This is a genomic window from Rothia sp. L_38 (genome assembly GCF_050689125.1).
In the GTDB taxonomy this organism is placed as follows: Bacteria; Actinomycetota; Actinomycetes; order Actinomycetales; family Micrococcaceae; genus Rothia.
Genome location: NZ_JBOEQD010000008.1, coordinates 50,262 through 72,376, shown reverse-complemented (window position 1 = coordinate 72,376; position 22,115 = coordinate 50,262). Strand labels below are relative to the sequence as shown.

Sequence of the window (22,115 nt, the reverse complement as noted above, 5' to 3'; positions counted from 1 at the left end):
GGCGGGCACCCGGCCTGATACGTCAGGCTAGGTGCCCGCCCCTTATGTCAAGAGGTTTATATATTATGAGCTATTTTATTGGAGTATTTCCACTCGCAATTTTTAGCATCGGCTTCGTTGTCATTTTTTGTTGTATAAAGAGGCCCGCAAAATATCTAATAATGGAAAAATTTGCAGGGTTTGCATTTCAAACTGGTCTAGCAATAGCAGCAATCTCCGGTGCGATTCATATGGCAGTGGTTACATCTCTTATTTCCTATACAACGGCTTTAGGGGTGTCTGTCTCTGAAGTTCCCGAAAATCTTGATAATGATAGAATCTGGGAGATGGTTAGTATGCTCCAAGAGTATTCGGATGAGGCTTTCTATATCGCAATTTGTGCAGCAATTCTATGCCTTCTTGGGATTATTTTTTCTGTCGTGGCAACGCTAATAAAAGAAATATAATTTTAATTTAAAAATTTGGTGAAGTAAGTCTGCAAAGGGTGGCCCATTGTAGAATTCTTTGAATAAACTTCTATAAATAGTTGAATATCTACCTCGGAAGGAGAGGCACATGGCGAGCGAAAACTGGCTCCATCAAGATTTTTATAAGGTACTGGGCGTAGCCGAGGACGCTTCCGAGGCAGATATCAAGAAGGCCTACCGCAAGCTGGCCCGCAAGCACCACCCCGACCAGAACCCCGGCGACGAGGCCGCTGAGAAGAAGTTCAAGGAAGTCTCAGAAGCCTACGACGTGCTCTCAGACCCCAAGCAGAAGGAAGAGTACGACCAGATTCGCAAGTACGGCGCTGCCGGATTCGGTGGGGCTGGTGGCGGCTTCCCGGGCGGTTTCCCCGGTGGGGCCGGGGGCTTCCCCGGCGGCGCTGGCGGTATCAACATTGAAGACCTGCTCGGCGGCATGTTCGGTGGCGGTGCTGGCTTTGGCGGGGCCGGACGCTCCGCCGGAGGTTTCCCTGGCGGTGCGGGTGGCTTCCCCGGTGGCGGCTTCTCAGCCCCCAAGGGGGAGGACGCCACCACCAGCGCCCGCATCACCATCCAGCAGGCCTACGACGGCGCTGAGGTCTCGGTCTTCCGCCCCGGCGGCTCCCAAACCCAGGTGCGCCTGCCCCGCGGCGTCAAGGACGGCCAGAAAATCCGTGCCCGAGGCAAGGGGCACCCAGGTGCCGGTGGGGCAGGGGACCTGATCGTCACCGTCCGTGTGGACTCCCACCCTGTCTTTGACCGCGAGGGTGATAACCTGCTCGTGCGTGTGCCCGTCACCCTGGAAGAAGCCGTCAAGGGCGGCGTGATTGAGGCCCCCACCCTCGACGGCGGGAGCGTCAAACTCCGCCTGGCTGCCGGGGCCCCGTCCGGCCGTAAGCTGCGCGCTAAGGGCCGCGGCTTCGTGACCAAGAAGGGCACCGGCGATATGCTGGTTACCCCCGAGGTGCAGCTGCCCACCAACCTCACGCCCGAAGCTGAGGCAGCTCTCGACGCCTTTTTCGCGGTGGCACCCCAGGCTAACCCCCGTGAGGACCTGCTGAGGAAAGCTGGTGACTAAGAATGGCTCTCGAATCTGACCGCCCGGTCTTCGTTATATCCGTAGCTGCCGAATTGGCCGGTATGCACCCGCAGACCCTGCGCCAGTACGACCGGCTAGGGCTGGTGCAGCCCCAGCGAGCCCCGGGGCGGGCCCGTCGCTACTCCGAACGCGACGTGCAGAAACTCCAGGAGATTCAGGAGCTTTCCCAATCGGGCGTCTCGCTTGAGGGAATCAAGCGCATCATGCAGCTGGAGAACCAGGTGGAGGCCCTGCGGGCCCGCATGACCGAGCTGCAGGCTGAAAATGATGTCCTTCGTAATCGCCTGCAGGAGAGCTCCCGCATCTTTGCTGCCGGAACCTCAGGTGGGGCTGTGCACCTGGCCCGGGGCAAGCGTCCTGCTGCCCGCCAGACCTCCCAGGCTGTGGTGCTCTACCGGCCGCGCTAACCCCGCCCCTAGATCTTGACTGTAGCGATGGTTGCCATCAGCGCGAAAGAGATTCGTGCAGATGGCAACCATCGTTACTTTTAAGATGCTGGATACCTCCAGCACAGCTCTTAAAAACTTTTGGAATAAAGTAATTTGGGCTAGTGTTGAACTGTCTGTAGACGAGAAGTTCACCACCGAAAGGGAACCATCATGACCAACATCAACACCGCCCCCGACCTACGCCCCGGCCTGCTCAGCGTCGATAACACAGCCTTCCAGATGGGCCTGGACACCTTCGGCGACACCACCGTCGACCTGGCAGGGAACCGCCTGCACCACGCCCAGGTCATCCGCAACGTCCTTGAACAGGGCCAGCTGGCCGACTGTGTCGGCGTCGACTTCTTTGGTATCGGTGAACACCACCGCCCCGACTTTGCCGTCAGCGCCCCCGATACCATCCTGGCAGGCTTGGCTACCAGCACTGAACGCATCCACCTAGGTTCGGCCGTCACCGTCCTCTCCTCGGACGACCCCATCCGTGTCTACCAGCGCTTCGCCACCATCAACGCCCTCAGTGACGGCCGCGCCGAAGCCGTACTGGGCCGCGGCTCCTTCACTGAGTCCTTCCCCCTCTTCGGCTACAAGCTTGAAGACTACAACTCCCTTTTCTCCGAGAAGTTCGACCTCTTCACCAAAATCATCACTCAGGAGCCCCTCAATTGGAACCCCGGCAACCGCCCGCCCCTGGTGAACCAGGAGATTTACCCCAAGACCGAGGGTATTCTCAAGCACTGGCTGGCTGTTGGTGGCAGCCCTGAATCCGTCGCCCGCGCGGCCCAGTACAAGACCCCGCTCATGCTGGCGATCATTGGAGGGCCCGCTGAGCGCTTCAAGCCCTACACCGACCTCTACCGCCGGGCCAACGAGCAGCTGGGCAACGGCGATTTGCCCATCGCCGTCCACTCACCCGGCCACATCGCCGAGACGGACGAAGAAGCCCGCAGCCAGCTGCGCGAACACTGGATCGCTAACCGCAACAAGATCGGTGCTGAACGCGGCTGGGGCCCGGCAGGGGAGCGCGAATTTGAGCACGAAATTGAACACGGTGCCCTCTATGTGGGTTCGCCCGAAACCGTCGCCCAGAAGATTGCCGATACCGTTCACAAGCTGGGTGTCAACCGTTTCGATCTCAAGTTCTCCAACGGTGCTCTAGCCCATGAGCACTCCATGAACTCGATTGAACTCTACGGCACCAAGGTGCTGCCGCGCGTTCGTGAACTGCTGGCAGAAGATTAGGGTAAGGACGCCTGTGGCAGCGCAAGCGGTCACAGCGGCTCATAAAGTGGCGGCACCCTGTTTTGGGTGCCGCCACAATCTTTAAGTCTACGGTAGTCAGGGGTGGGTATGCCAGGCTTTGTGGGAAAATTATCAGCCTACTGTTCATAAGTCGTCATTCTGCTGCAGATAAGGCTTAAAGACTTGAAAATTCCGGTATTGGTCAGCTAGCTTAGTTCTATCAGCGGGGTAGACCCGCCCCATCGATCGACAAAGGAGCCGACCGTGACCGACACCCACCTTTCTTCCAACAAGCCCTTCGACACCCTCGACCTTAAGGCTCTGACCGAACCCGCAACTGAGGGGGCTGTCCGAGTTACCCTCACCCTTCCCACCGAACGCGCCGGTCGCGACACCACGGGGAATGCCATTCGCTTCCGCAACCTTCTCTCATCTGCCCGCGACAGACTAGAGGCAGCAGGGCATGATGCAGATTCAATCCTTGCTCCCGCCCAAGAACTCCACGACGACCGTGACTACTGGCAGCACCAGGGAGATGGCCTGCTAGTCCTTCTTGACGGAGATAAACTCACCGCCCAGCGTCTGCCCTTCGAGTTACCCGAAAGCGTCACTGTAGCCAATGACTACGACCTCACCGCCCTCGTCCCCCTTCTCAGCACCGATACCAGCCTGCACCTGCTGGCCCTCTCCCGCAAAGAAGTGCGCCTCTTTGAAACCGACGGCACCCGCATCGGCCGCATCAACCTCGAGAACATGATCGAGAGCGAAGACGATATCTACAACGACTACGATGTGCAGCGCACCCAGCAGCAGGCCCCCAAGGGTGGTGGGGAAGCCACCTTCCACGCCCACACCAACGACTCTGATACCGACCGCATCTATCGTGAACGGTTCTTACGCAAGGTAGCCCAGGGGATTGAAGCAGAAGTCTCTGAGCCTAACCGTCACCCGCTCGTCCTCGCAGGGGTCGAAGAGCTTACCCACGAGTTCCGCTCCACCACTTCCTGGGGTCAAGTGCTGGAAACCGTCATCACCGGTAGGGTTGACGGGATGAGCGAAAGCCAGCTGCTTGAAAATCTGCAGCCAGTACTTACCGAAGTAGCTGATGCCGAGACCAAGAGTCTCGCCCAGCAGATTGACGATGCCCGATCCGGAAAACGATATATCGGCGCTGGTGAGATTCTAGAGGCAGCGACCCAGGGGCAGATTGCAACCCTGCTGGTGGCCCCCGGGGCTGAGAGTGCTGCCGACGGCCAGCTCGGCGAAAAGGCCCAAACTATTAACCTGGTGCTCCGTTCAGGAGGCGAAGTGAAACCCGCCCCCGAGAGCCAGGAAGAAAAACTGGCAGCAATAACTCGCTGGTAAGTAAATACACAGAATAAGACGAGATAGGCCACCGGCTCCTTGACTCGCTATAGTTGAATGGCGCCCCACCGCAGTGCACACGCCTGCGGCGGGGCGTCCTTATTCATCACGCAGCTGCGGCGCTCCCTCGCCCGCAGCGACCTGTATCAAGGACACCACATGACCTTTCAAGACGTCTTGAGCGCTATAAGCTCCCTCATCTGGGGACCTTTTGTGCTCATACCGCTGCTTCTTGGCACCGGTATCTACCTGACGGTGCGGCTGGGCTTTATCCAGCTCACCAAACTACTCGTCGCTAACCGTCTAGCCTTCTTCGAACGCAAGGACGACGGTGCTACCGGCGGCGACATCTCCCAGTTCCAGTCCCTCACCACCGCCCTCGCCGCGACGGTGGGCACCGGTAATATCGTCGGCGTTGCCACCGCGATTTCTATCGGTGGCCCCGGCGCCCTCTTCTGGATGTGGGTCACCGCTATTTTCGGTATGGCCTCCAAGTACTCCGAAGCCTTCCTGGGCGTGCGCTACCGCACCACAGATGCCAAGGGGGAAGTCTCCGGCGGTCCCCAGTACTACCTCCAGCGCGGTATCAAAGGCCCCCTGGGTAAATTCCTAGCCCTCTTCTTCGCGGTAGCCGCCGTGCTGGCGTCCTTCGGCATCGGCAATACCGCCCAGGGCAACTCCATCGCCCACAACCTTGAAGACACCTTCCACCTGCCCGCAGCCCTCACCGGCATCGTGCTAGCCCTTATCACCCTTTTCGTGCTGATGGGCGGCATTAAGTCCATCGGCAAGGTGACCGCCGGTTTTGTGCCGATTATGATCCTCTTCTACGTGGGCGGGGCTCTTTACATTCTGGGCGTTAACGCCGCGGCGCTTCCGGCTGCCCTGGGGCAGATATTTTCGGACGCCTTCACCGGCTCCTCCGCCGTGGGCGGCTTTGCTGGGGCCTCTCTCATGTACGCCGTACAGTACGGTGTAGCCCGCGGTATTTTCTCCAACGAATCGGGCATGGGGTCCGCCGCTATCGCAGCAGCTGCTGCCCAGACCACCCACCCGGTCCGCCAGGGGCTGGTCTCCATGACCCAGACCTTCATCGACACCATGATCGTTGTGACCTGCACCGGCCTGGTGCTGGTTGTCACCGGCACGTGGCAGGCCACCGACTCCACCGGTGAACAGATATCAGCCTCAGTGATGACCAGCCATGCCTTTGCGTCGGTGATTGGGCCCGCCGGCAGCTGGATCGTGACCATCGGCCTGGTGCTCTTTGCCTACTCCACCATTCTGGGCTGGGCCTACTACGGCGAACGCAACATCGAAAGGCTCTTTGGTCGCCGGGGCGTCACCCCCTACCGTCTTTTCTTTGCAGTCATTGTCTACTTCGGCTGCACCATGGAACTGACCGTAGCCTGGACCTTCTCAGACATCGCCAACGGACTCATGGCCATCCCCAACCTGATTGGCCTGCTCCTTATGTCGGGACTGATCGCTCGAGAAACCAAGTACTACCTGGCCAACGATCCCAAGCTCACCGCCTCCAAAACAGAGATTGATGCCTTTATGCAGGGGCACCCCGGAGCGGTTGATTCCTACGAGAAAACCGGTCAATAAGAAGACCCTCACCGCATAAAAACAGGCGGGTACCCGCAGCCACACATGTGTGATAGCGGGTATCCGCCTATTGTATCTACCTAGCGTAAGTTCTAGCGACGAATATAGGTTAGGTCGTGGGCGCGACGTCCGGCCTCGCCAGCCTTGCGTTCGAAGCTGGTGACGACGCGTCCCTCCCAACGAGGCGCCCAGCCGCCGACGGGGTCGTCCTCGCTGGTATTCTCCCCGGCGTGGGCATTGGTGAAATCGGGGTGGGCATCGAGTACCTCGCGCATGACCAGGGCGTATTCCTCCCAGTCGGTAGCCAAACGCCAGGTACCGCCGGGCTTGAGTACCCGGGCTACCTTATCTGCAAAGGCGGGGGAAACCAGACGACGCTTGTGGTGGCGGGCCTTGTGCCAGGGGTCGGGGAAGAAGACCCATAGCTCATCCACCGAGGATTCTTCGAGCAGGTTATCCAGCAGCTCGGGTGCATTAGCCTGGGCAACACGCACGTTCTCAACTCCGGCCTGGCCCATCTTCAGCAGTAGGTCAGCGATGCCGGGGGTGTAGACCTCAACAGCCAGGAAGTTGGCCTCTGGTACCTGGGTCGCGCGGTTGACGATGGCTTCGCCCAGACCTGAGCCGATTTCAACGACCAGGGGCGCGTCAACGCGTCCGTAGAGGGCCTGCTGATCAAAGACCGCACCCTCAGCAACCGAGGTATCGCCGATGTTGCGGGGCAGGTCAAGGACGTGGGTGGGGGCGTAGGTATCCCAGGCCTTCTGACGGCGGGCGGTCAGGCGGTCACCGCGGCGGACGAACGAGTAGGGTTGGCGGTGGAATTTTTCGGGGACGGGGGCGGTCAGGTCTTCACCTGCCGCTGCACGCTCGGCCTTAGCGGCCAGGTCCTGCTTTTGCTTGTTGGTTTCCATAACTCTCCTTACGAGGTTGAAACAGATAAACCGGCGCGCACGGAAACGCAAAGTGCCGCCGGTAGGGGAAAGAAAGACTTCCCCAAGTATATCGTCACAGATAGACACCGGGGCAGGCTGAAAACAGCCTGCCCCGGTGGAGGGTCCCTGACGGTTCTACTTAGTAGATAACGCGGCCCTGGGTGACGCCCATGTGCTCAAAGTTATCGTCTGAATCGCCGTCCATCTCATCGATGACAGTAACTGCTACGAACAGCTCGTACTGGACGTTCCAGAAAGGGAAATTCACGTAATAGCGCAGGGGAATCTCTACGGACTCACCGGGCTGTAGGACGCCGGAGTAGGTCCAGGTAAAGGAGGGGGAACCCCAGCCTGCCTGTCCAGCGTACGCGAAGGTGACGAGCGGATCACTTGAGTTAACGTAGGTGCCGGCCCGGTTTGAACCGGTAGCGTCTGTAGCAACATCGTTCATGTCGGTCAGTAGGGTGCCGCTGGGGTTCACTGCGGGCACCGTACCAACGTTGGTGATGGTCATGGTGTTGGGGAAAGACGCGTAGGCAGCAACGTTGGTTCTTGTGGTCGGACCACGATAGATGGGGCTATCGTAGACCGGCTGAAAAGTTGACCAGTCCACAGTGGGATCAGAGAGCAGAATTGCTAGATCGGTGCGGGGGATCTCTTCGAAGCTCGCTGCGTAAGCGGGGATAGCACTGGTAGCCAGGACGGCGGGGGCCGCCCAGGCACCAGCCTTCAGTACGGTGCGGCGTTTGGGAGTGTGCGCAGTCATTGTGTGTGCTTTCTTGTTTAGGCGAAACGGCCTGCTGCAAGCAGACGGTCCATGTTTCGTTCTGCGATAGCAGTAATGGTTACGAAGGGGTTAACACCAATTTTGCCAGGGATGAGGGAGCCGTCCATAACAAAGAGACCGGGAACACCCTTAACTTCACCGTTGAGGTCGGTGGTTTCACCGATGACGGCACCGCCGAGGGGATGGTAGGTGAAGTAGTCAGCGAAGGTCTTGCCGTCCTTGAAGAGACCCTTGTTGTAGCTGGTTCCTGAGTTAGCGGCGTTCATCTTATCCATGAAGGCCCTAGCTGCTGCAACGCCGGGGGCTGCCTTGGCGGAGTCCCAATCCAGTTCCATAGAGCCGGTTGAGTTGTTCCAGGTGAACTTGCCCTTGTTGGGGTTGTTGGTGATAGCCAGGTAGAGGCCGATACGCATATCGATACCTGCGGGAAAGGGGGCCAGCTCAGCGAAGACCGAGTTGGTGGAGTTATCCCAGTTTGAGACACCCATGGCAGGGATGCCGGACTGGTAGCCACCGGTCGCAGCGTTCATATTACGGGCAACCATGATGTTGCCGTTGGGGCCCCAGTTGGTACCGAGGGTGGCGGGCAGGTTCTTGATGGTGCCGAAGTTCTTGGCCTGCAGGAGCAGACGGTTGGTGCCCACGGAACCGGCAGCCATGATAACGCGGTCGTAGACCTTCTTGGTGTTGCTGACCAGGTTGCCCTTGAAGTCGATGGTCTTCAGGTCCAGGGAGAAGGTGCCGTCGGCCTGCTGGGTAATGGAGGTTACCTCGGTCATGGTGGTCAGGTTGACCTTGCCGGTTGCGAAAGCAGTGGCGAGGATGGTCTTGGGCAGGGACTTCTTGCCGTAGTCGTTACCGAAGATAACCTGGCCGCCGAGAGCTGACTTGGGAACGCGGGCGAAGTTTTCCTGGCGCATGTAGTTCCAGTCGTACACGTTGGGTACGAGCTGGTGCTTGAAGCCGGCCTTGGCTGCCTGGGAGGCTGAGAGGCGTGAGAACTGGTACCACTTGGAGGTACCTACGATGTCGGAGGGTGGTACGTTGACACCAAGGTTTGAGTTGGCACGGGGGAAGTAGGTTGCGTACATTTCCGCAGCGTCGAGCTGGGGGAGGACCTGCTGGAAGTAGGACTGGGTGGGGGTAACCGCCATACCACCGTTGGCGAGGGAGCCACCGCCAACGCCCTTGCCGACGTAGACCTTCATGTTGGCGAAACGCTCAACACCGAGTACGCCAGCGGCGCGGCCGATGGAGCGGTTAACGAAGTCCATGCCTGCGATGCTTGAGAGAGGCATGTCGGTGCGGTTTTCGAACCACATGGACCGCTCGGTGGGGGAGGTCATCTGGTCAAACTTGTAGCCGTTTGACTTAGCTGCCATGTTTTCCCAGTCTGCACCCATCTCGATCATGTCGACGGTGTAGCCCTTTTCGGTGAGGGCGCGGGCTGCAACAGCGCCACCGTAGCCGGAACCGATGATAGCAATGCGCTTCTGGCCGTTAGCATGGGCGCTGGTAGCGGTAGCGGTAGCGGCGGTCAGAGCGGACGCGGCAGATGCAGCTGCGGTCAGCTTCAGAGCTGAGCGACGGTTTGGGGTAAATGACATGGGTGTGTCCTCTTCTAAAAGTACAGGTGCGAGACCGAGTGGAGTTACGCTCGTCAGCCTTGGGGGAGGCCTCGAGAGCTCTGTGGGCTGTTCAGCAATATTCTGGGGGATATTTTCAGAATGCGAAAAGTCCTGTCCCCACTTTAGCGGTAGCTGTGGTGCTTTTATATCGCAGTTTGTGGGGGTGGTAGCCTCTTTTGCGTTCTGCTGTGCTGGAAAAATTTCCGGTAAGGACTGGAGGGGAGGGGTGTTATGCCTACTCGACGGTAGCTTACCCTATGAAATTTCCTCCTGTTTTTAGCTTCTGATGCTAAATAATGCTTGATGAATCAAGGGAAATTTTAAAAATAGGCGGGTGGAAAGTTAGAGGCACGGTGTTTTTTTAAAAATCGATCGTACTAGTTAAAGCTGAAAATTTGTGTGATGGATACGAAAAATTATTTTGCGCTGTTCGTCGGGTCGTCAATTGCCCGATGGTCCGTAGGGGTTCCGAAGGTGGGTTTTGCCTGCTGAATAATGGGCAAGGAGCCGGTGTGTAGCGGGATGCTTCCCGTATTGACGTCGTCAATGGTGATGTCGTAAACCTCTGGCTGAGTGGACTGGGCGGCGTCGTCAGCCAGCATTTTTTCGGTCACCACTTTGAGGCTGGTGGTATCGGGGTGTTCTAGAACCGGGTTCTTCTGGGAGAGGTCAACTTCGTGGTCGATTTGGGCGTCCAAGCCGCCAAGGTAGCCGTACATGAAGCTGTCGATGTTGTCGACCGTTGCTTCAAAGTTGGGGTCGTGAGTCAGGTACTTCTTTGTTTCGCAGGCTACGAGGCCGGATAGAAGAAGCAGGCCGATGAGGTTGGGGATGGCCATGAGACCGTTCATAATATCGGAGAAAGTGAAGACCAGGGTGAGTGGAGCAATCGCTCCTAGCCCGCAGACCAGGGCAAAAATCATCCGATAGCTCACGATAGCTTTAGCGCCACCGCCGAGTGACTCTAGGGCGCGTTCACCGTAGTAAGACCAGCCGAGCACTGTGGAGTAGCCCAGGAGTACCAGGCAGAAGGTAACGATGTAACCGCCCCAGTCGCCGGGAAGACCGGTAGCAAAGGCAACTGATGTCGAGGTGGCTGGGTCATCACCTTGCCAAGCGCCGGTGGTTAGCAGAATGAAGCCCGTCATTGAGATCACCATGATAGTGTCGACGAAGGTCTGCGTCATGGAAGCTAGGCCCTGGCGCACAGGGTGGGAGGTGGTGGCTACGGCCGCTGGAATGGCCGCGGTGCCCATGCCAGATTCGTTGGAGAACAGGGACCGTTGGGCGCCGACCTGTAAGGCAAAAATCATTCCGGCACCGACAGCTCCTCCGAGGGCGCCTTCGCCGGTAAAAGCACCCCGCAGAATCATGATGAAAACCTCTGGAAGCATATGGGCGTTGATGGCCACAATGTAGGCCCCAAAACCCAGGTAGAGCAGAATCATGAGGGGTACACATAAGGCGGTTACCTTTGAAACCGTTTTAATGCCACCGAGCAGGGCTGCCGCGGTTCCTAGAGCAAGGACGCCCGCAGTGAGGTAGGGAGGGATGTTGAAGGAGTGCTCTAGGTTGGCTGAGATGGCGTTTGCCTGGGTCATGTTGCCGATGCCAAAGCAGGCGAAGACGCAGCAGACGGCAAACATGGTGGCAAGGAATTTGCCGAAGCGGTTGGGGATCCCGCGCTGGAGGTAGGCTTGCGGGCCGCCGGTGAGTTCGCCCATCTTGTCTCGATGGCGAAAGCGGACACCCAGAAAGCATTCGGTATATTTTGAAGCCATACCGAAAATGGCGGTAATCCACATCCAGAAAAGAGCACCAGGGCCGCCGATGCTGAGGGAAAGCGTAACACCAACAATGTTGCCGGTGCCTACGGTAGCGCCGAGGGAGGTGCTCATGGCCTGGAAGGAGGATATTTCTCCTTTGGCTCCCTCCTGACGGGAGCGCCGTCCGAACTGCAGGCTCATGGCCTTGGTGAAGAGTCTCAGTTGAATGAGGCCTAGCCTGACGGTGAGGAAGATGCCGGTGCCAATGAGGAGGGGAAGGAGTAGAAAAGGTCCCCAGATGAAGCTGCTGGCTGTATCGAGTGCTTCTTGTAGGGCGCCCACTCTTCTAACCCCTTCTTTCTCTGTGGTCTAACTCTCGTTAATTTATCATAAGGCTGATGATTAGCCTGCTTCCTGTTGGTTTATTAAGGATAGAAAAACCGCCTTCACTCCGTAGGGGTAAAGGCGGTTAGACAGAAGAGATCTGGGGTTACTACTTCTTGCTGGAGAAGAGTAGGGCCAGGCCTGCGCCGAGTAGTACGGCGTCCTTGGCCATTGCGGTGCCTTCCTGGGTGGGGCGTATGCCGTCTTCCTTGGTGAGCGAGTCAATGTTGAAGTACATGCTCAGAAGGCCTGCTGAGAAGGCGGTCAGGCCCAGGCCTGCCAGCTTTGCGGGGACGAACGGGGTCAGCAGGGTGGCGCCGAGCAGGGTTTCACTGGTTGCCAGTAGCTTGCCGAACTGCTTGTCAGAAAGCTTCGATACCTGGGGGATGCCGTTGGCAGCCATGCCCTTGAGGTGGTTGTAAGTCTCTTCGTCCATGGAGAGCTTGTTGATGCCCTGATCAAGAATAAGGGCACCAGCGGTGAGGCGGAGGGCGGCGTTAGAAAGCTTAGGCATGAGAATTCCTGTCCTAGTGGGGCTCGGCTGCGGTAACAAACCGAGAAATTTTGTTTCCGTGTAAACATTCTAGCGTGTGGAGAGCCACTTAGATAGTGGGAGTAAGCGACTCTCAAGGGGGCAGCTATCAACATTAACGGAACAAATACCCCTGCTAGAAGGACTACACTTGAGCTGAACTATAACAAAATACCGGTCTGGAAAGGCGCGTTACCCCCTGTTCTCATCGAATATGAAGGGTCGCGTTCGCTCCTGGCAGGACTTTGACTCTTCTAAGGGGGCGCTCATGGCTACAGCCGAGCACACACCTGATGCGCAGGCAACCGAAGGTCTGCAACGAGGTTTATCAAACCGTCATATCCAGCTCATCGCTATCGGCGGTGCAATCGGCACGGGCCTCTTCATGGGTTCAGGCAAGACCATCTCGCTGGCAGGCCCGTCCCTGCTCCTGGTCTACGCAATCATTGGTTCTGTTATTTTCTTGGTGCTCCGCGCTATGGGAGAGCTGTTGCTCTCCAACCTCAAGTACAAGACCTTCAACGATTTCATCACAGATTTGCTCGGACCCAGCGCAGGTTTCCTTATGGGCTGGTCCTACTGGTTTACCTGGGTCGTCATCGGTGTTGCCGATATCATCGCCATCACCAGCTACGTTCATTTCTGGTGGCCTGACCTCCCTGCCTGGATCCCAGCCCTCTGTCTCATCGGCCTGCTGCTGGCTCTGAACCTACCCAGCGTGAAGAACTTCGGTGAAATCGAGTTCTGGTTTGCCTTGATCAAGATTGTGGCTATCGTCCTGCTCATCATCGTGGGCCTGGTGATGGTCTTTGCAGGCTTTACCTCCCCCAACGGTGACAAGGCCTCCGTGGCAAACCTGTGGAACGATGGGGGCTTCTTTCCCATGGGCGCAAGCGGTTTCTTTGCGGCCTTCCAGATTGGCATCTTTGCCTTCCTGGGCGCTGAACTTATCGGCACTACAGCTGCTGAGACCAAGGACCCCACCAAGACCCTGCCCCGCGCCATCAACGCGGTGCCGGTGCGTATCATCGTCTTCTACGTACTGACCCTGGCCGTGATTCTCATGGTCACCCCCTGGCGCAACATCGACCCCAACCAGAGCCCCTTCGTTGAGATGTTCACCCTGGCAGGTTTGGGTTTTGCCGCCCACCTGGTGAACTTCGTGGTGCTCACCAGTGCGACCTCGTCCGCTAATTCGGGTATCTTCTCGACCTCCCGCATGATTTACGGTTTGGCCCACAGCGGTAGCGCCCCCGCCATTTTCGGCAAGCTCTCAAAGAATGGTGTACCCCGCAACGGCCTCTTTCTGACCACCGTGTTACTTTTCTCAGGCCTGATTCTGCTCTACTCGGGTGACTCCCTCATCGCGGCCTTTACCCTGGTAACCACGGTAGCTTCGGTGCTGACCGTTGTGACCTGGTCGCTGATTATTATTGCCTACCTCAAGTACCGTAAGACCCGCCCGGAACTGCACGAGGCCTCTGTCTACAAGCTGCCCGGCGGTGTCTTTACCTGCTATGCTGTGCTGGCCTTCTTCGTGGGCGTCGTCGTACTGCTCTTTATGTACGAAGACACCCGCCAGGCCCTCATTGCCATGCCGGTCTGGTATGCCCTATTGGGTGCTGGCTGGTGGCTGATCTACCGCAAGAACCGCGGCCAGACTCTCACCGCTCGTGCTGACCAGAAGGCTAAGCACCACTAGCCCGCAAAAGCAGACCTGTAAGCGGGCTGGTCAGGGCAGGTTGCTAGGACGCCCTGCATAGCCCGCTTTTCAGCGCTGGTGACAGTGAGCCGGTAGGCAGCTTTGACCGATACCTGCCGTGCCACATACTCGCAACGGTAGCCTGGCTGGGGGAGCCAGGCGTCCGCGCTTTTATCGGACTTCTCGGTGTTGGCCGCCTGCCCCGCAGCCTGCAGGTTAAGAGGGTCGTTAGCGAGCAGGACGCGCTCTTCTGCACTCCACTGCCAGGCCCCCGAAGACCAGGCGTTGGATAGTGCCACCACATGGTCAATGGGTACAGCCTCACTGGTCTTAGGCCCGCGCGTAAAGTCAATACTCTCAGCCGTATAGGGGTCGATAAAACTCCCCGAGAGAACGTAGCAGTTACTGGCAATCTCAAGCGTACTCAGGTCCCGGGTCAGAATATCGTTGCGCTGGTCGCACCCGTTCTGGTCAATATCAGCCCAGGGATTACCGTAGGCATCTCGCTTGTACCGGGTCTCAGCATAGGGCTCGGCTACAGTCAGGCTAGCAAGCACCTCACTAGCTGTGGAATAGGTTTGCACCCCGGATCCAGCAAAACCGGTGCTCACGGGGGTGCCTGCCGGGTTGAGCAGATCATCGAGCGCAGCGCGGACGTTCCACTCGTGAGAGTGCAACCAGAGCACACCGCCCACCAGCAGAATCACAATCAGCAGAAGCACCAGAGCCCGCCGCAGACCCCGGGGTAGGTCCGCTACAAAGCGGACGCCCGCACGGATTTGGCGGTTGCTGGGCGCAGAAAGACGGGGAGCTGACGAACGTTTACGGGAGGCACTCATAGGCAACCCATTCTAGCGCTGGGAGCTGGGCACCTCTCCCCTTAAAAATCGTCAATTGATATGAAACCGTTACCGGTCACCGGAACCATGGGAATAGACCCCGTACCGGGGTGAGCGACATGTACCGAAAGGTTACCGGTCGGGTCATCTGACTGGTAGTAATCAGGGTGGTCACAGCCCATGCCCCGGTGCATGGCTTCGATGACGCCTTCTGCGGCGTCCGAAACCGACAGGAAATTTCGAGCCCAACGGCCGCCCGGCGCGGGAGCCGTCCACCCGGCCTTTTCCAGCATCTCCGTATCAAGCTCCACTTCGATGGCCTCAAACTCATCGGGGGACGTGAGCTCACAGAAGTAACCGGCAGGTGAACGGAAAATACTCACAAAGTTAGTGACGTCCTCCGTTTTCACTACCTCAGGAGAGAGGTAGTAGATCCGCAGCGAAAGGGTCCATGGCAGTTCATCAAGACGCTGCTTGGTGACCGATAGGAGCTGCTGCCAGGCACGGGCGGTACGCTCGCTTTCGGTTAGCACCTTTGGCTGTACCACGCCGATACCCTGAGCCTGAATCTCTTGAATGTTGAGAGGCTCGGTGGGGTCAACCGGGGGTTGTTTGAGGGACCTGGCAGGTAAAGCAGGCGAACCACCCAAGGCCATTGCGTCGTTGAGCATCTGGCGGCCAACCTGTAGGGCCAGATGCCAGGAGCCGTACTTGGCCCGTACCGTACCTAGATGGGGCACGCGTCCGCTCCGGGCAGGGTCTTCAGCCCAGCTGCCGTAGAGCAGCGCCGAGGGCTTGCGGTCGTAGCGGATACAGTAGTTCAGGAACTCGCCCAGAGTGTTGCGGAAGGTGCGCTCGCTCAGGGTGTGGGCCTCGAGTTTAATACCCTGCCCCTCAGCATTCGGAGGGCAGGCCCCCACCTTGAGCAGGGCCTTGGACCAGGAACGGTCCCCCAGACGGTCCTCAATCAGGGCTCGGGACGGGGGCCAGGAGAAATCCCCGCGAGAGATATGGGCAATCTCTTGCGGCAGATGGGCGAGGAAGTCGTCGTAGGCCTGCTCTTCGAGCTCGGTATAGGGGTGTTCCGCCATGTATTTGAGGGCTGCACCGATACGCCCGACAATTCCGGAAATTGCCTCAGCGGGGACCGCAAAGGACTCCAGCATGCGCGGAAGATCCTGGATGATGGTCGGGTCAAGACCTACCGCCGCGTACTCATAGTCGGGCTCAAAATCAAAACTGACAGCTACTGCGTACCAGATAGCCGAGGCCATGAGCACATTTGAGTGGGTTTGCCCCTGGCTACCGCTAAAGAGCCAGCGGCCAGAATGAACGGCCTGATCTAGTAGGTCGCGATCGATATCGGGGTAGAGCACGGACGCACGGTGTACGGCTTCGGAGGAGGTCCAGCCCATGCGCGCCAGGCCGCTTAACAGAGAATCGTAGCGTTCACAGAACTCTGTATAGGTAAGATCAGCTGCGTCTGGCACGGTGGTTCTCCAAAGCAAGGTTGAATAAGGGCGTGGTAGCGGTACAAGAGACTCGGCGTAGGTCTGGTGATGCCGGTGCCGAAAATATATACCCTGTATGACTACTACTTTATGTGGTGTTAACCCTCTCTGCCCACTGCAAGCGTAACTATTACACACAGGGTTGGTGGTACACGCTGTCTTATGTGAATCAGGTGACTAGAACGTCCTTTGAACCCAGGCCTCTTGCTGAACCCGGTCATAAAACCGGTATGAGAAACTAGAAACTATGACACACGCAGGCCCGGTAGCAGAACCCCACGCCCCCCTTCCCTCAATTGAGGAACGTATCGCTGTAGAACTCGGTGCTCGGGTTGACCAGGTACGTTCGGCTGTGGTCCTGCTCGATGATGGGGCCACCGTGCCCTTCATTGCCCGCTATCGCAAGGAAGCCACCGGCGGGCTGGACGACGCCCAGCTACGCACTCTTGCTGAACGCCTGCGTTACCTGCGGGAACTCGAAGAACGTCGGGTAGCTACTGTGCAGACCCTGCACGAGCGGGCCCTGCTCACCGACGAACTGGCCGCCGCGCTGGCGTCCGCCCCCACCAAAAACGAGCTCGAAGCGCTCTACGCCCCCCACAAGACCAAGCGCAAGACTCTGGCCTTTCTTGCCCGCGAGGCTGGGCTGGAGTCCCTGGTTGAAGATCTGCTCGAAGTTCCCTTCGCCCCCACCGCCGATATCGCTGATGCCTACGTCGAACCTGAACTGGCCGATGCCGAACCCGGTACTGTTGAGGCGACCGTTGCCTCGGTCGATAACGCCCTAGACGGGGCCCGGGCCATCCTGATTGAGCAGGCAATGACCGACCCCGCGCTGGCCGAAACCCTCCGCCAGCGCTTCGTACGCCGCGGCGTCATCACCTCCCGGCTAGTACCCGGCCAGCAGGAGGCCGGGGCGAAGTTCAGCGACTACTTCGAGTTCAACGAAGAGATCCGCCGCATCCCCTCCCACCGGGTGCTGGCCCTGCTCCGTGCCGAAAAAGAAGGTGCCGTTAAGGTCAGTTTTGACGTGGACGTGCTGCCCCCGGCCAAGTCCTCCCTCAAGGGTGCCGCCCGCGAAGCTGCCGAAATTTTGGCTGAAGAATACGACCGGGAGCGTAGCTGGTACGAACGTACCGTAGCTGAGGCTCTGGGGATCGGGGCCCAGGTGCTCAACATGGTCTCCGACGAAACCATGGTCGTTGGCTGGCTGGCCAAGACCGTGCGCATCGCCTGGCGTCAGCGCCTACTACCCCGCTTCGCCGCAGAAGCCCGAACCTCCCTCTTCGAACAGGCGGAAAAGGACGCCATCGCCGTCTTCGCCTCGAACCTGCGCGATGTACTGCTGGCAGCACCCGCTGGCTCCCGCACCACCCTCGGGCTCGACCCCGGCCTGCGCACCGGCGTTAAGGTCGCTGTCATCGGGCAGACCGGCCAGGTGCTGGCCACCGACGTCATCTACCCCCACGCCCCCCGAAACCAGTGGCAGGCGTCCCTCGACACTCTCACCCAGCTGGTGCAGGCCCACCGGGTAGAGCTCGTAGCCATCGGCAACGGAACAGCCAGCCGTGAAACCGACAAACTTGCCAGCGACCTCATCAAACAGTGCGCGGCTAACGGCTACCGGGGTCTTGAAAAAGTGGTGGTCTCCGAAGCCGGTGCCTCCGTCTACTCCGCCTCAGAACTGGCCAGCCGCGAACTACCCGGCATGGACGTCTCCCTGCGCGGGGCGGTCTCTATCGCCCGCCGCCTGCAAGACCCCCTGGCCGAACTGGTCAAAATCGAACCCCAATCCATCGGCGTCGGCCAGTACCAGCACGACGTTTCCCCGGCTGCCCTCACCCGCGCCCTCGACGGCGTGGTCGAAGACTCCGTCAATGCCGTTGGCGTACTCGTCAACTCAGCCTCCCCGGCTCTTCTTGCCCGGGTGGCGGGCTTCAACAAGACCATCGCCGAAAATATCGTTGCCTACCGCACCGAGCACGGCCCCTTCACCCGCCGCACCGACCTGCTCAAGGTACCCCGCCTCGGCCCCAAGGCCTTTGAACAGGCAGCCGGCTTCGTCCGTATCACCGACGGCAGCGAACCCCTGGACGCCTCGGGCGTGCACCCCGAATCCTACGACCTTGCCCGCAAGATTGTGGCCGCAGCCGGCGGCTTCACCCAGGGCAAAGTCAGCGCAGACGCCCTTGCGTCCCTCAACCCGCGTGACTTCACCACAGCCACCGTCGGCCTACCCACCATCACCGACATCATCACCGAACTTTCTGCCCCCGGCCGCGACCCCCGCCCCACCTTCCGCACCGCCCGCTTCGAAGAAGGCATCGAAACGATCGCCGATCTTACCCCCGGCATGATTCTTGAAGGAACCGTCTCCAATGTCGCGGCATTCGGCGCCTTCGTCGACATCGGCGTGCACCAGGACGGCCTGGTACACGTCTCGCAGATGAGCCGCGAGTTCGTCTCCGACCCCCACACCATCGTCAAATCCGGCGACATTGTGCAGGTGCGCGTAGTCGAAGCCGACCCCGCCCGCAAGCGTATCTCCCTCTCCCTACTCCTCGAAGAGCCAGAACCTAAGGCCCGCAAGACGAGCGGACGCCGGCGCCGCTAGTTAGAGCGGCAGAGCGGGGTACGGCTGCAACCAGCACCCTGAACGCCAGCCCCGAGCCAGCTGGCTGCCACCGCACCCCGCCTCTGCATTCTCCACAGCAAAGGACTTCCCTATGAACCTGTCCCTGACCATGAACGATGGCCGCAGCATTCCCCAGCTGGGCTTTGGTACCTGCCGTATCGCACCGGCTGCCACCGCAGCAGCAGTAGCAACCGCCCTCGACACCGGCTACCGTCACATCGATACCGCCACCATCTACAAGAATGAAGTGGGAGTGGGGCAGGCCGTGGCCGAATCCGGCCTACCCCGCGCCGAGCTCTTCATCACCACCAAGCTCTGGAACACCGACCAGGGCTACGACACCGCTATCGAAGCAGCCGAACGCTCCCTGGAACTTCTGGGTCTGGACTACCTCGACCTCTACCTCATCCACTGGGCCCAGCCCGGTCTTGGTCGCTACCGGGCCTCCTGGGAAGCCCTGGTCGAGCTGTGCGAGCGCGGGCTGGTACGTTCCATTGGCGTTTCTAACTTCACCGACACCCAGCTTGACCAGATCATCGGCGACACCGGCGTCACCCCGGCGGTCAACCAGATTGAACTGCACCCCTACCTCACCCAAAGCAGCATGCGGGCAGAAAACTCGGCCCGCGGCGTCCTGACCGAGGCCTGGAGCCCGTTGGGCAACGGGCTGGTGCTTACCGACCCAACCCTGAAAGAGCTGGCAGGGCACCGCGGTATTGGGGTGGCTGAGCTGGTGCTGGCCTGGCAGCTGGCCGTGGGCAATGTTGTGATTCCTAAGACTGAAACCCCGGCCCGTATGGCCTCTAACCTGGCGGTACAGGGGCTGGAACTGACACCGGATGAGATCGCTGCTATCGAAGCCCTTGACCGTGGCCACCGGCTCGGCGGCGACCCCGCCGAAGGGGACCTGGGCGCACCCGAATATAGTGACCGGCCTACGTTCACCCCTACCGAACAGGCTAGGGGCTAAGAGTAGGGAGGACTAGAGTGGGGTGTGACCGTGCATACGCGAAAGGACAAGATATGACTGAGTCACCCCGCCTCACCTTCAACGACGGCAACAGCATTCCCCAGCTGGGCTACGGCGTCTGGCAGGTAGAAAACGATACCGCCGAAAAGGTCGTCGGCCTGGCCCTGGAAGCTGGCTACCGCCACATCGACACCGCCAAGATCTACGGCAATGAAGAGGGCACCGGCAAGGCAATTGCTGCCTCCGGCGTCGCCCGCGAGGACGTCTTCCTCACCACCAAGGTCTGGAACGATGAGCAGGGCTATGACGAGGCTATTGCAGCAGCCAATGCCTCCCTGGAACGCCTGGGCACCGACTACGTTGACCTGCTGCTCATTCACTGGGCCAAGCCCGCCCAGGGCCTCTATGTAGAGACCTGGAAGGCCCTGATTGAGCTACAGAAGCAGGGCAAGGCCAAGTCCATCGGTGTTTCAAACTTCCCCGAGGAACAGCTGCGCGAAATTGTTGCTGAAACCGGTGTAGTACCCGCTATTCACCAGATTGAGCTGCACCCCTACTTCGCCCAGGAGAACCTGCGTGAGGTCCACGCTGAACTGGGTATCGTCACCGAAGCGTGGAGCCCCTTGGGTAACCGCTCCGACCTGCTGGAGAACCCCGTCATCGGCGAGATTGCAGAAGCCCACGGTGCCACCCCCGCCCAGGTCGTACTGGCCTGGCACCGGGCCCACGGCATCGTGGCCATCCCCAAGTCGGTAACCCCCGAGCGTATCGTCTCTAACTTCGAGTCCCTGAACGTTGCCCTGACCGGCGACGAGGTTTCAAAGATTGACGCGCTCTCATCAGCTGAGGGCCGCATCGGCCCTGACCCGGCAGATATCGACTTCTAGGAGTCAACGATAGGCTGCTGCCGTGTTTCGGGGATAGGCTCCGGTACATAGCGCCAGAGGGCAGGTGCCGCCAGCGTCGCTAGGGCGATGGTGACCATCACCAGGGTTCCGCCGATAACCGCAGCTAAGGGGGAGCCCACCAGCTCGGCGGCACCGCCCACAAAGGCCATGCCCAGGTTGGGGCCGCCCGCAACCGTGATGATGAAGAGCCCCTGTAGGCGTCCGCGCAGGGCGTCGGGAGTGGCTACCTGAATAATGGTGGAACGGTAGACCGACCCCAGGGCGTCTGCCCAGCCCATGAAAGCCAGCGCCGCAAAAGCCAGGCTGAGCGGCAGCAGGTTTTCGGTGATAGAGGCGCTGGGCAGGCGTCCTTCATAAGCCCAGGCGATGAGCCCGAAGGCGATAAAGCCCAGCCCCCACCCGGTGTAGCTGAGGGTGAGGAATCGCCCCTGGCGGCGGACGTCCTTGAGGAAGCCCGAGAAAGACACCCCGATCAGGGCACCTACGGGGCCGGCAGCTAGCAGCAGGCCGGCTCCGGCTTCACCGCCGCCGAAGGTCAGGGCGGCCAGGGCCGGGATGAGCGGGCGGGCCTGGGCGAAGAACATGCCGAGTAGGTCCACCACAAAGGTCATACCCACGACCGTGTTGCGCCGCACGAACCCCAGCCCCTCGCGGATTGAGGTCAGGACGGACGGACGCGCCGCCCCGCTCTGCTCCGGGAGCATGGCTGGGAGCCGGTAAAGGGCCCAGATGCCAACGGTCATCGCGAAAACGTTGATGGAGTAGGTGAGTTGGTAGCCGACGGAGGCTACGAGCAGGCCGCCAATCAGGGGCCCGGCGCTCATGCCCAGGGTGCCTACCGACATCATGAGGGTGTTAGCTGCCGGGAGCAGACGGGGTTTGATGAGGCGGGGGATAATGGCCCCGCGGGCTGACTGGTTGATGGGTTGGAGCAGGGATTCTGCGGCGATGAGGGCGTAGAGTACCGCCACACTGTGGATGTTGAGCCAGGCGTGCAGGGCGATGAGTACGGTGACGCCCCACATGCCGAGGGTTGCTGTGAGGGCGACCTTGCGCCGGTCGTAGCGGTCGGCGATCACACCACCGTAGAGCCCGCCGATGACCAGGGGCACCACCGATACTAGACCCACCAAGCCCACGGCCCCGGCGGAACCTGTGAGCACGTAAATTTCGAGGGCGATTGCCACGCTGGTGATAGCAAAGCCGATGGTTGAGAAGAGCCCACCCAGCCAGATGCGTCTGAAGTCGGGGGAGTAGGTGAGCGGGGTGAAGTCCATGAGAATCTTGCCCACGG

18 protein-coding genes and 1 pseudogene are annotated in these 22,115 nt (G+C 59.6%); 11 read left to right on the top strand and 8 right to left on the bottom strand.

Annotated features, from left to right (window positions below; translation table 11 throughout):
• Positions 1-65 precede the first annotated feature (65 nt).
• The 7 genes from ACRCJM_RS07555 to ACRCJM_RS07525 all read left to right on the top strand — a co-directional run bounded on the left by ACRCJM_RS07555 (position 66) and on the right by ACRCJM_RS07525 (position 6,224).
• Positions 66-446 (top strand): hypothetical protein, encoded by a 381-nt coding sequence (locus ACRCJM_RS07555; protein ID WP_237187162.1) that lies wholly within the window; start codon positions 66-68, stop codon positions 444-446.
• A gap of 109 nt (positions 447-555) precedes the next feature.
• Complete coding sequence (locus tag ACRCJM_RS07550) at positions 556-1,542, top strand: DnaJ C-terminal domain-containing protein (protein WP_431464431.1); 987 nt, start codon at positions 556-558, stop codon at positions 1,540-1,542.
• Positions 1,543-1,544: 2 nt separating this feature from the next.
• Positions 1,545-1,970: a heat shock protein transcriptional repressor HspR gene (locus ACRCJM_RS07545; protein ID WP_431464430.1), complete on the top strand. Its 426-nt coding sequence runs from the start codon at positions 1,545-1,547 to the stop codon at positions 1,968-1,970.
• A 61-nt stretch (positions 1,971-2,031) separates the two neighbouring features.
• Complete coding sequence (locus ACRCJM_RS07540; RefSeq protein ID WP_431464429.1) at positions 2,032-2,166, top strand: hypothetical protein; 135 nt, start codon at positions 2,032-2,034, stop codon at positions 2,164-2,166.
• On the top strand, positions 2,163-3,248 hold the full coding sequence (locus ACRCJM_RS07535) for an LLM class flavin-dependent oxidoreductase (RefSeq protein ID WP_431464428.1): 1,086 nt from the start codon (positions 2,163-2,165) through the stop codon (positions 3,246-3,248). Before ACRCJM_RS07540 ends, ACRCJM_RS07535 begins: the two co-directional genes overlap by 4 nt.
• Positions 3,249-3,512: 264 nt before the next feature.
• Entirely contained in the window at positions 3,513-4,613 is a 1,101-nt protein-coding gene (locus ACRCJM_RS07530) for a hypothetical protein (protein ID WP_431464427.1), read from the top strand.
• A 159-nt stretch (positions 4,614-4,772) separates the two neighbouring features.
• Entirely contained in the window at positions 4,773-6,224 is a 1,452-nt protein-coding gene (locus tag ACRCJM_RS07525; RefSeq protein ID WP_431464426.1) for an alanine/glycine:cation symporter family protein, read from the top strand.
• A gap of 92 nt (positions 6,225-6,316) precedes the next feature.
• Here the strand turns inward: ACRCJM_RS07525 and trmB are convergent, their stop codons facing one another.
• From trmB to ACRCJM_RS07500, 5 genes and pseudogenes are all read right to left on the bottom strand, one after another.
• Positions 6,317-7,138 carry a tRNA (guanosine(46)-N7)-methyltransferase TrmB gene (trmB, locus tag ACRCJM_RS07520; RefSeq protein WP_431464425.1) on the bottom strand — a complete coding sequence of 274 codons (822 nt, stop codon included), beginning with the start codon at positions 7,136-7,138 and terminating at the stop codon, positions 6,317-6,319.
• Between the two features lie 160 nt (positions 7,139-7,298).
• On the bottom strand, positions 7,299-7,925 hold the full coding sequence (locus tag ACRCJM_RS07515; RefSeq protein WP_237197025.1) for a hypothetical protein: 627 nt from the start codon (positions 7,923-7,925) through the stop codon (positions 7,299-7,301).
• A gap of 17 nt (positions 7,926-7,942) precedes the next feature.
• Complete coding sequence (locus ACRCJM_RS07510; RefSeq protein WP_431464424.1) at positions 7,943-9,553, bottom strand: GMC oxidoreductase; 1,611 nt, start codon at positions 9,551-9,553, stop codon at positions 7,943-7,945.
• Between the two features lie 704 nt (positions 9,554-10,257).
• Positions 10,258-11,682 (bottom strand): annotated as a pseudogene (locus tag ACRCJM_RS07505) (alanine/glycine:cation symporter family protein); the annotation flags it as partial.
• Positions 11,683-11,833: 151 nt separating this feature from the next.
• Positions 11,834-12,238, bottom strand: coding sequence for a hypothetical protein (locus tag ACRCJM_RS07500; RefSeq protein WP_431464423.1), 405 nt, complete (start codon positions 12,236-12,238; stop codon positions 11,834-11,836).
• Positions 12,239-12,524: 286 nt separating this feature from the next.
• Here ACRCJM_RS07500 and ACRCJM_RS07495 point away from each other — a divergent pair, with 286 nt between their 5' ends.
• Positions 12,525-13,958 (top strand): amino acid permease, encoded by a 1,434-nt coding sequence (locus tag ACRCJM_RS07495; protein ID WP_431464422.1) that lies wholly within the window; start codon positions 12,525-12,527, stop codon positions 13,956-13,958.
• Here ACRCJM_RS07495 and ACRCJM_RS07490 read toward each other — a convergent pair.
• Entirely contained in the window at positions 13,955-14,797 is an 843-nt protein-coding gene (locus ACRCJM_RS07490) for an HNH endonuclease family protein (RefSeq protein ID WP_431464421.1), read from the bottom strand. The genes ACRCJM_RS07495 and ACRCJM_RS07490 overlap by 4 nt on opposite strands.
• Before the next feature lie 41 nt (positions 14,798-14,838).
• Entirely contained in the window at positions 14,839-16,287 is a 1,449-nt protein-coding gene (locus tag ACRCJM_RS07485; protein WP_431464420.1) for a TY-Chap domain-containing protein, read from the bottom strand.
• 268 nt (positions 16,288-16,555) lie between these two features.
• On the opposite strand from ACRCJM_RS07485, the gene ACRCJM_RS07480 reads away from it, so the two are divergent.
• From ACRCJM_RS07480 to ACRCJM_RS07470, 3 genes are all read left to right on the top strand, one after another.
• A complete protein-coding gene (locus ACRCJM_RS07480) occupies positions 16,556-18,922 on the top strand; it encodes a Tex family protein (protein WP_431464419.1) in 2,367 nt (788 codons plus the stop codon).
• A gap of 112 nt (positions 18,923-19,034) precedes the next feature.
• Positions 19,035-19,913 (top strand): aldo/keto reductase, encoded by an 879-nt coding sequence (locus ACRCJM_RS07475; RefSeq protein WP_431464418.1) that lies wholly within the window; start codon positions 19,035-19,037, stop codon positions 19,911-19,913.
• Between the two features lie 53 nt (positions 19,914-19,966).
• Positions 19,967-20,800, top strand: coding sequence for an aldo/keto reductase (locus tag ACRCJM_RS07470; protein ID WP_431464417.1), 834 nt, complete (start codon positions 19,967-19,969; stop codon positions 20,798-20,800).
• On the opposite strand, the gene ACRCJM_RS07465 is transcribed toward ACRCJM_RS07470, so the two are convergent.
• Positions 20,797-22,113 carry an MFS transporter gene (locus ACRCJM_RS07465; protein WP_431464416.1) on the bottom strand — a complete coding sequence of 439 codons (1,317 nt, stop codon included), beginning with the start codon at positions 22,111-22,113 and terminating at the stop codon, positions 20,797-20,799. The genes ACRCJM_RS07470 and ACRCJM_RS07465 overlap by 4 nt on opposite strands.
• Between the last annotated feature and the right edge of the window lie 2 nt (positions 22,114-22,115).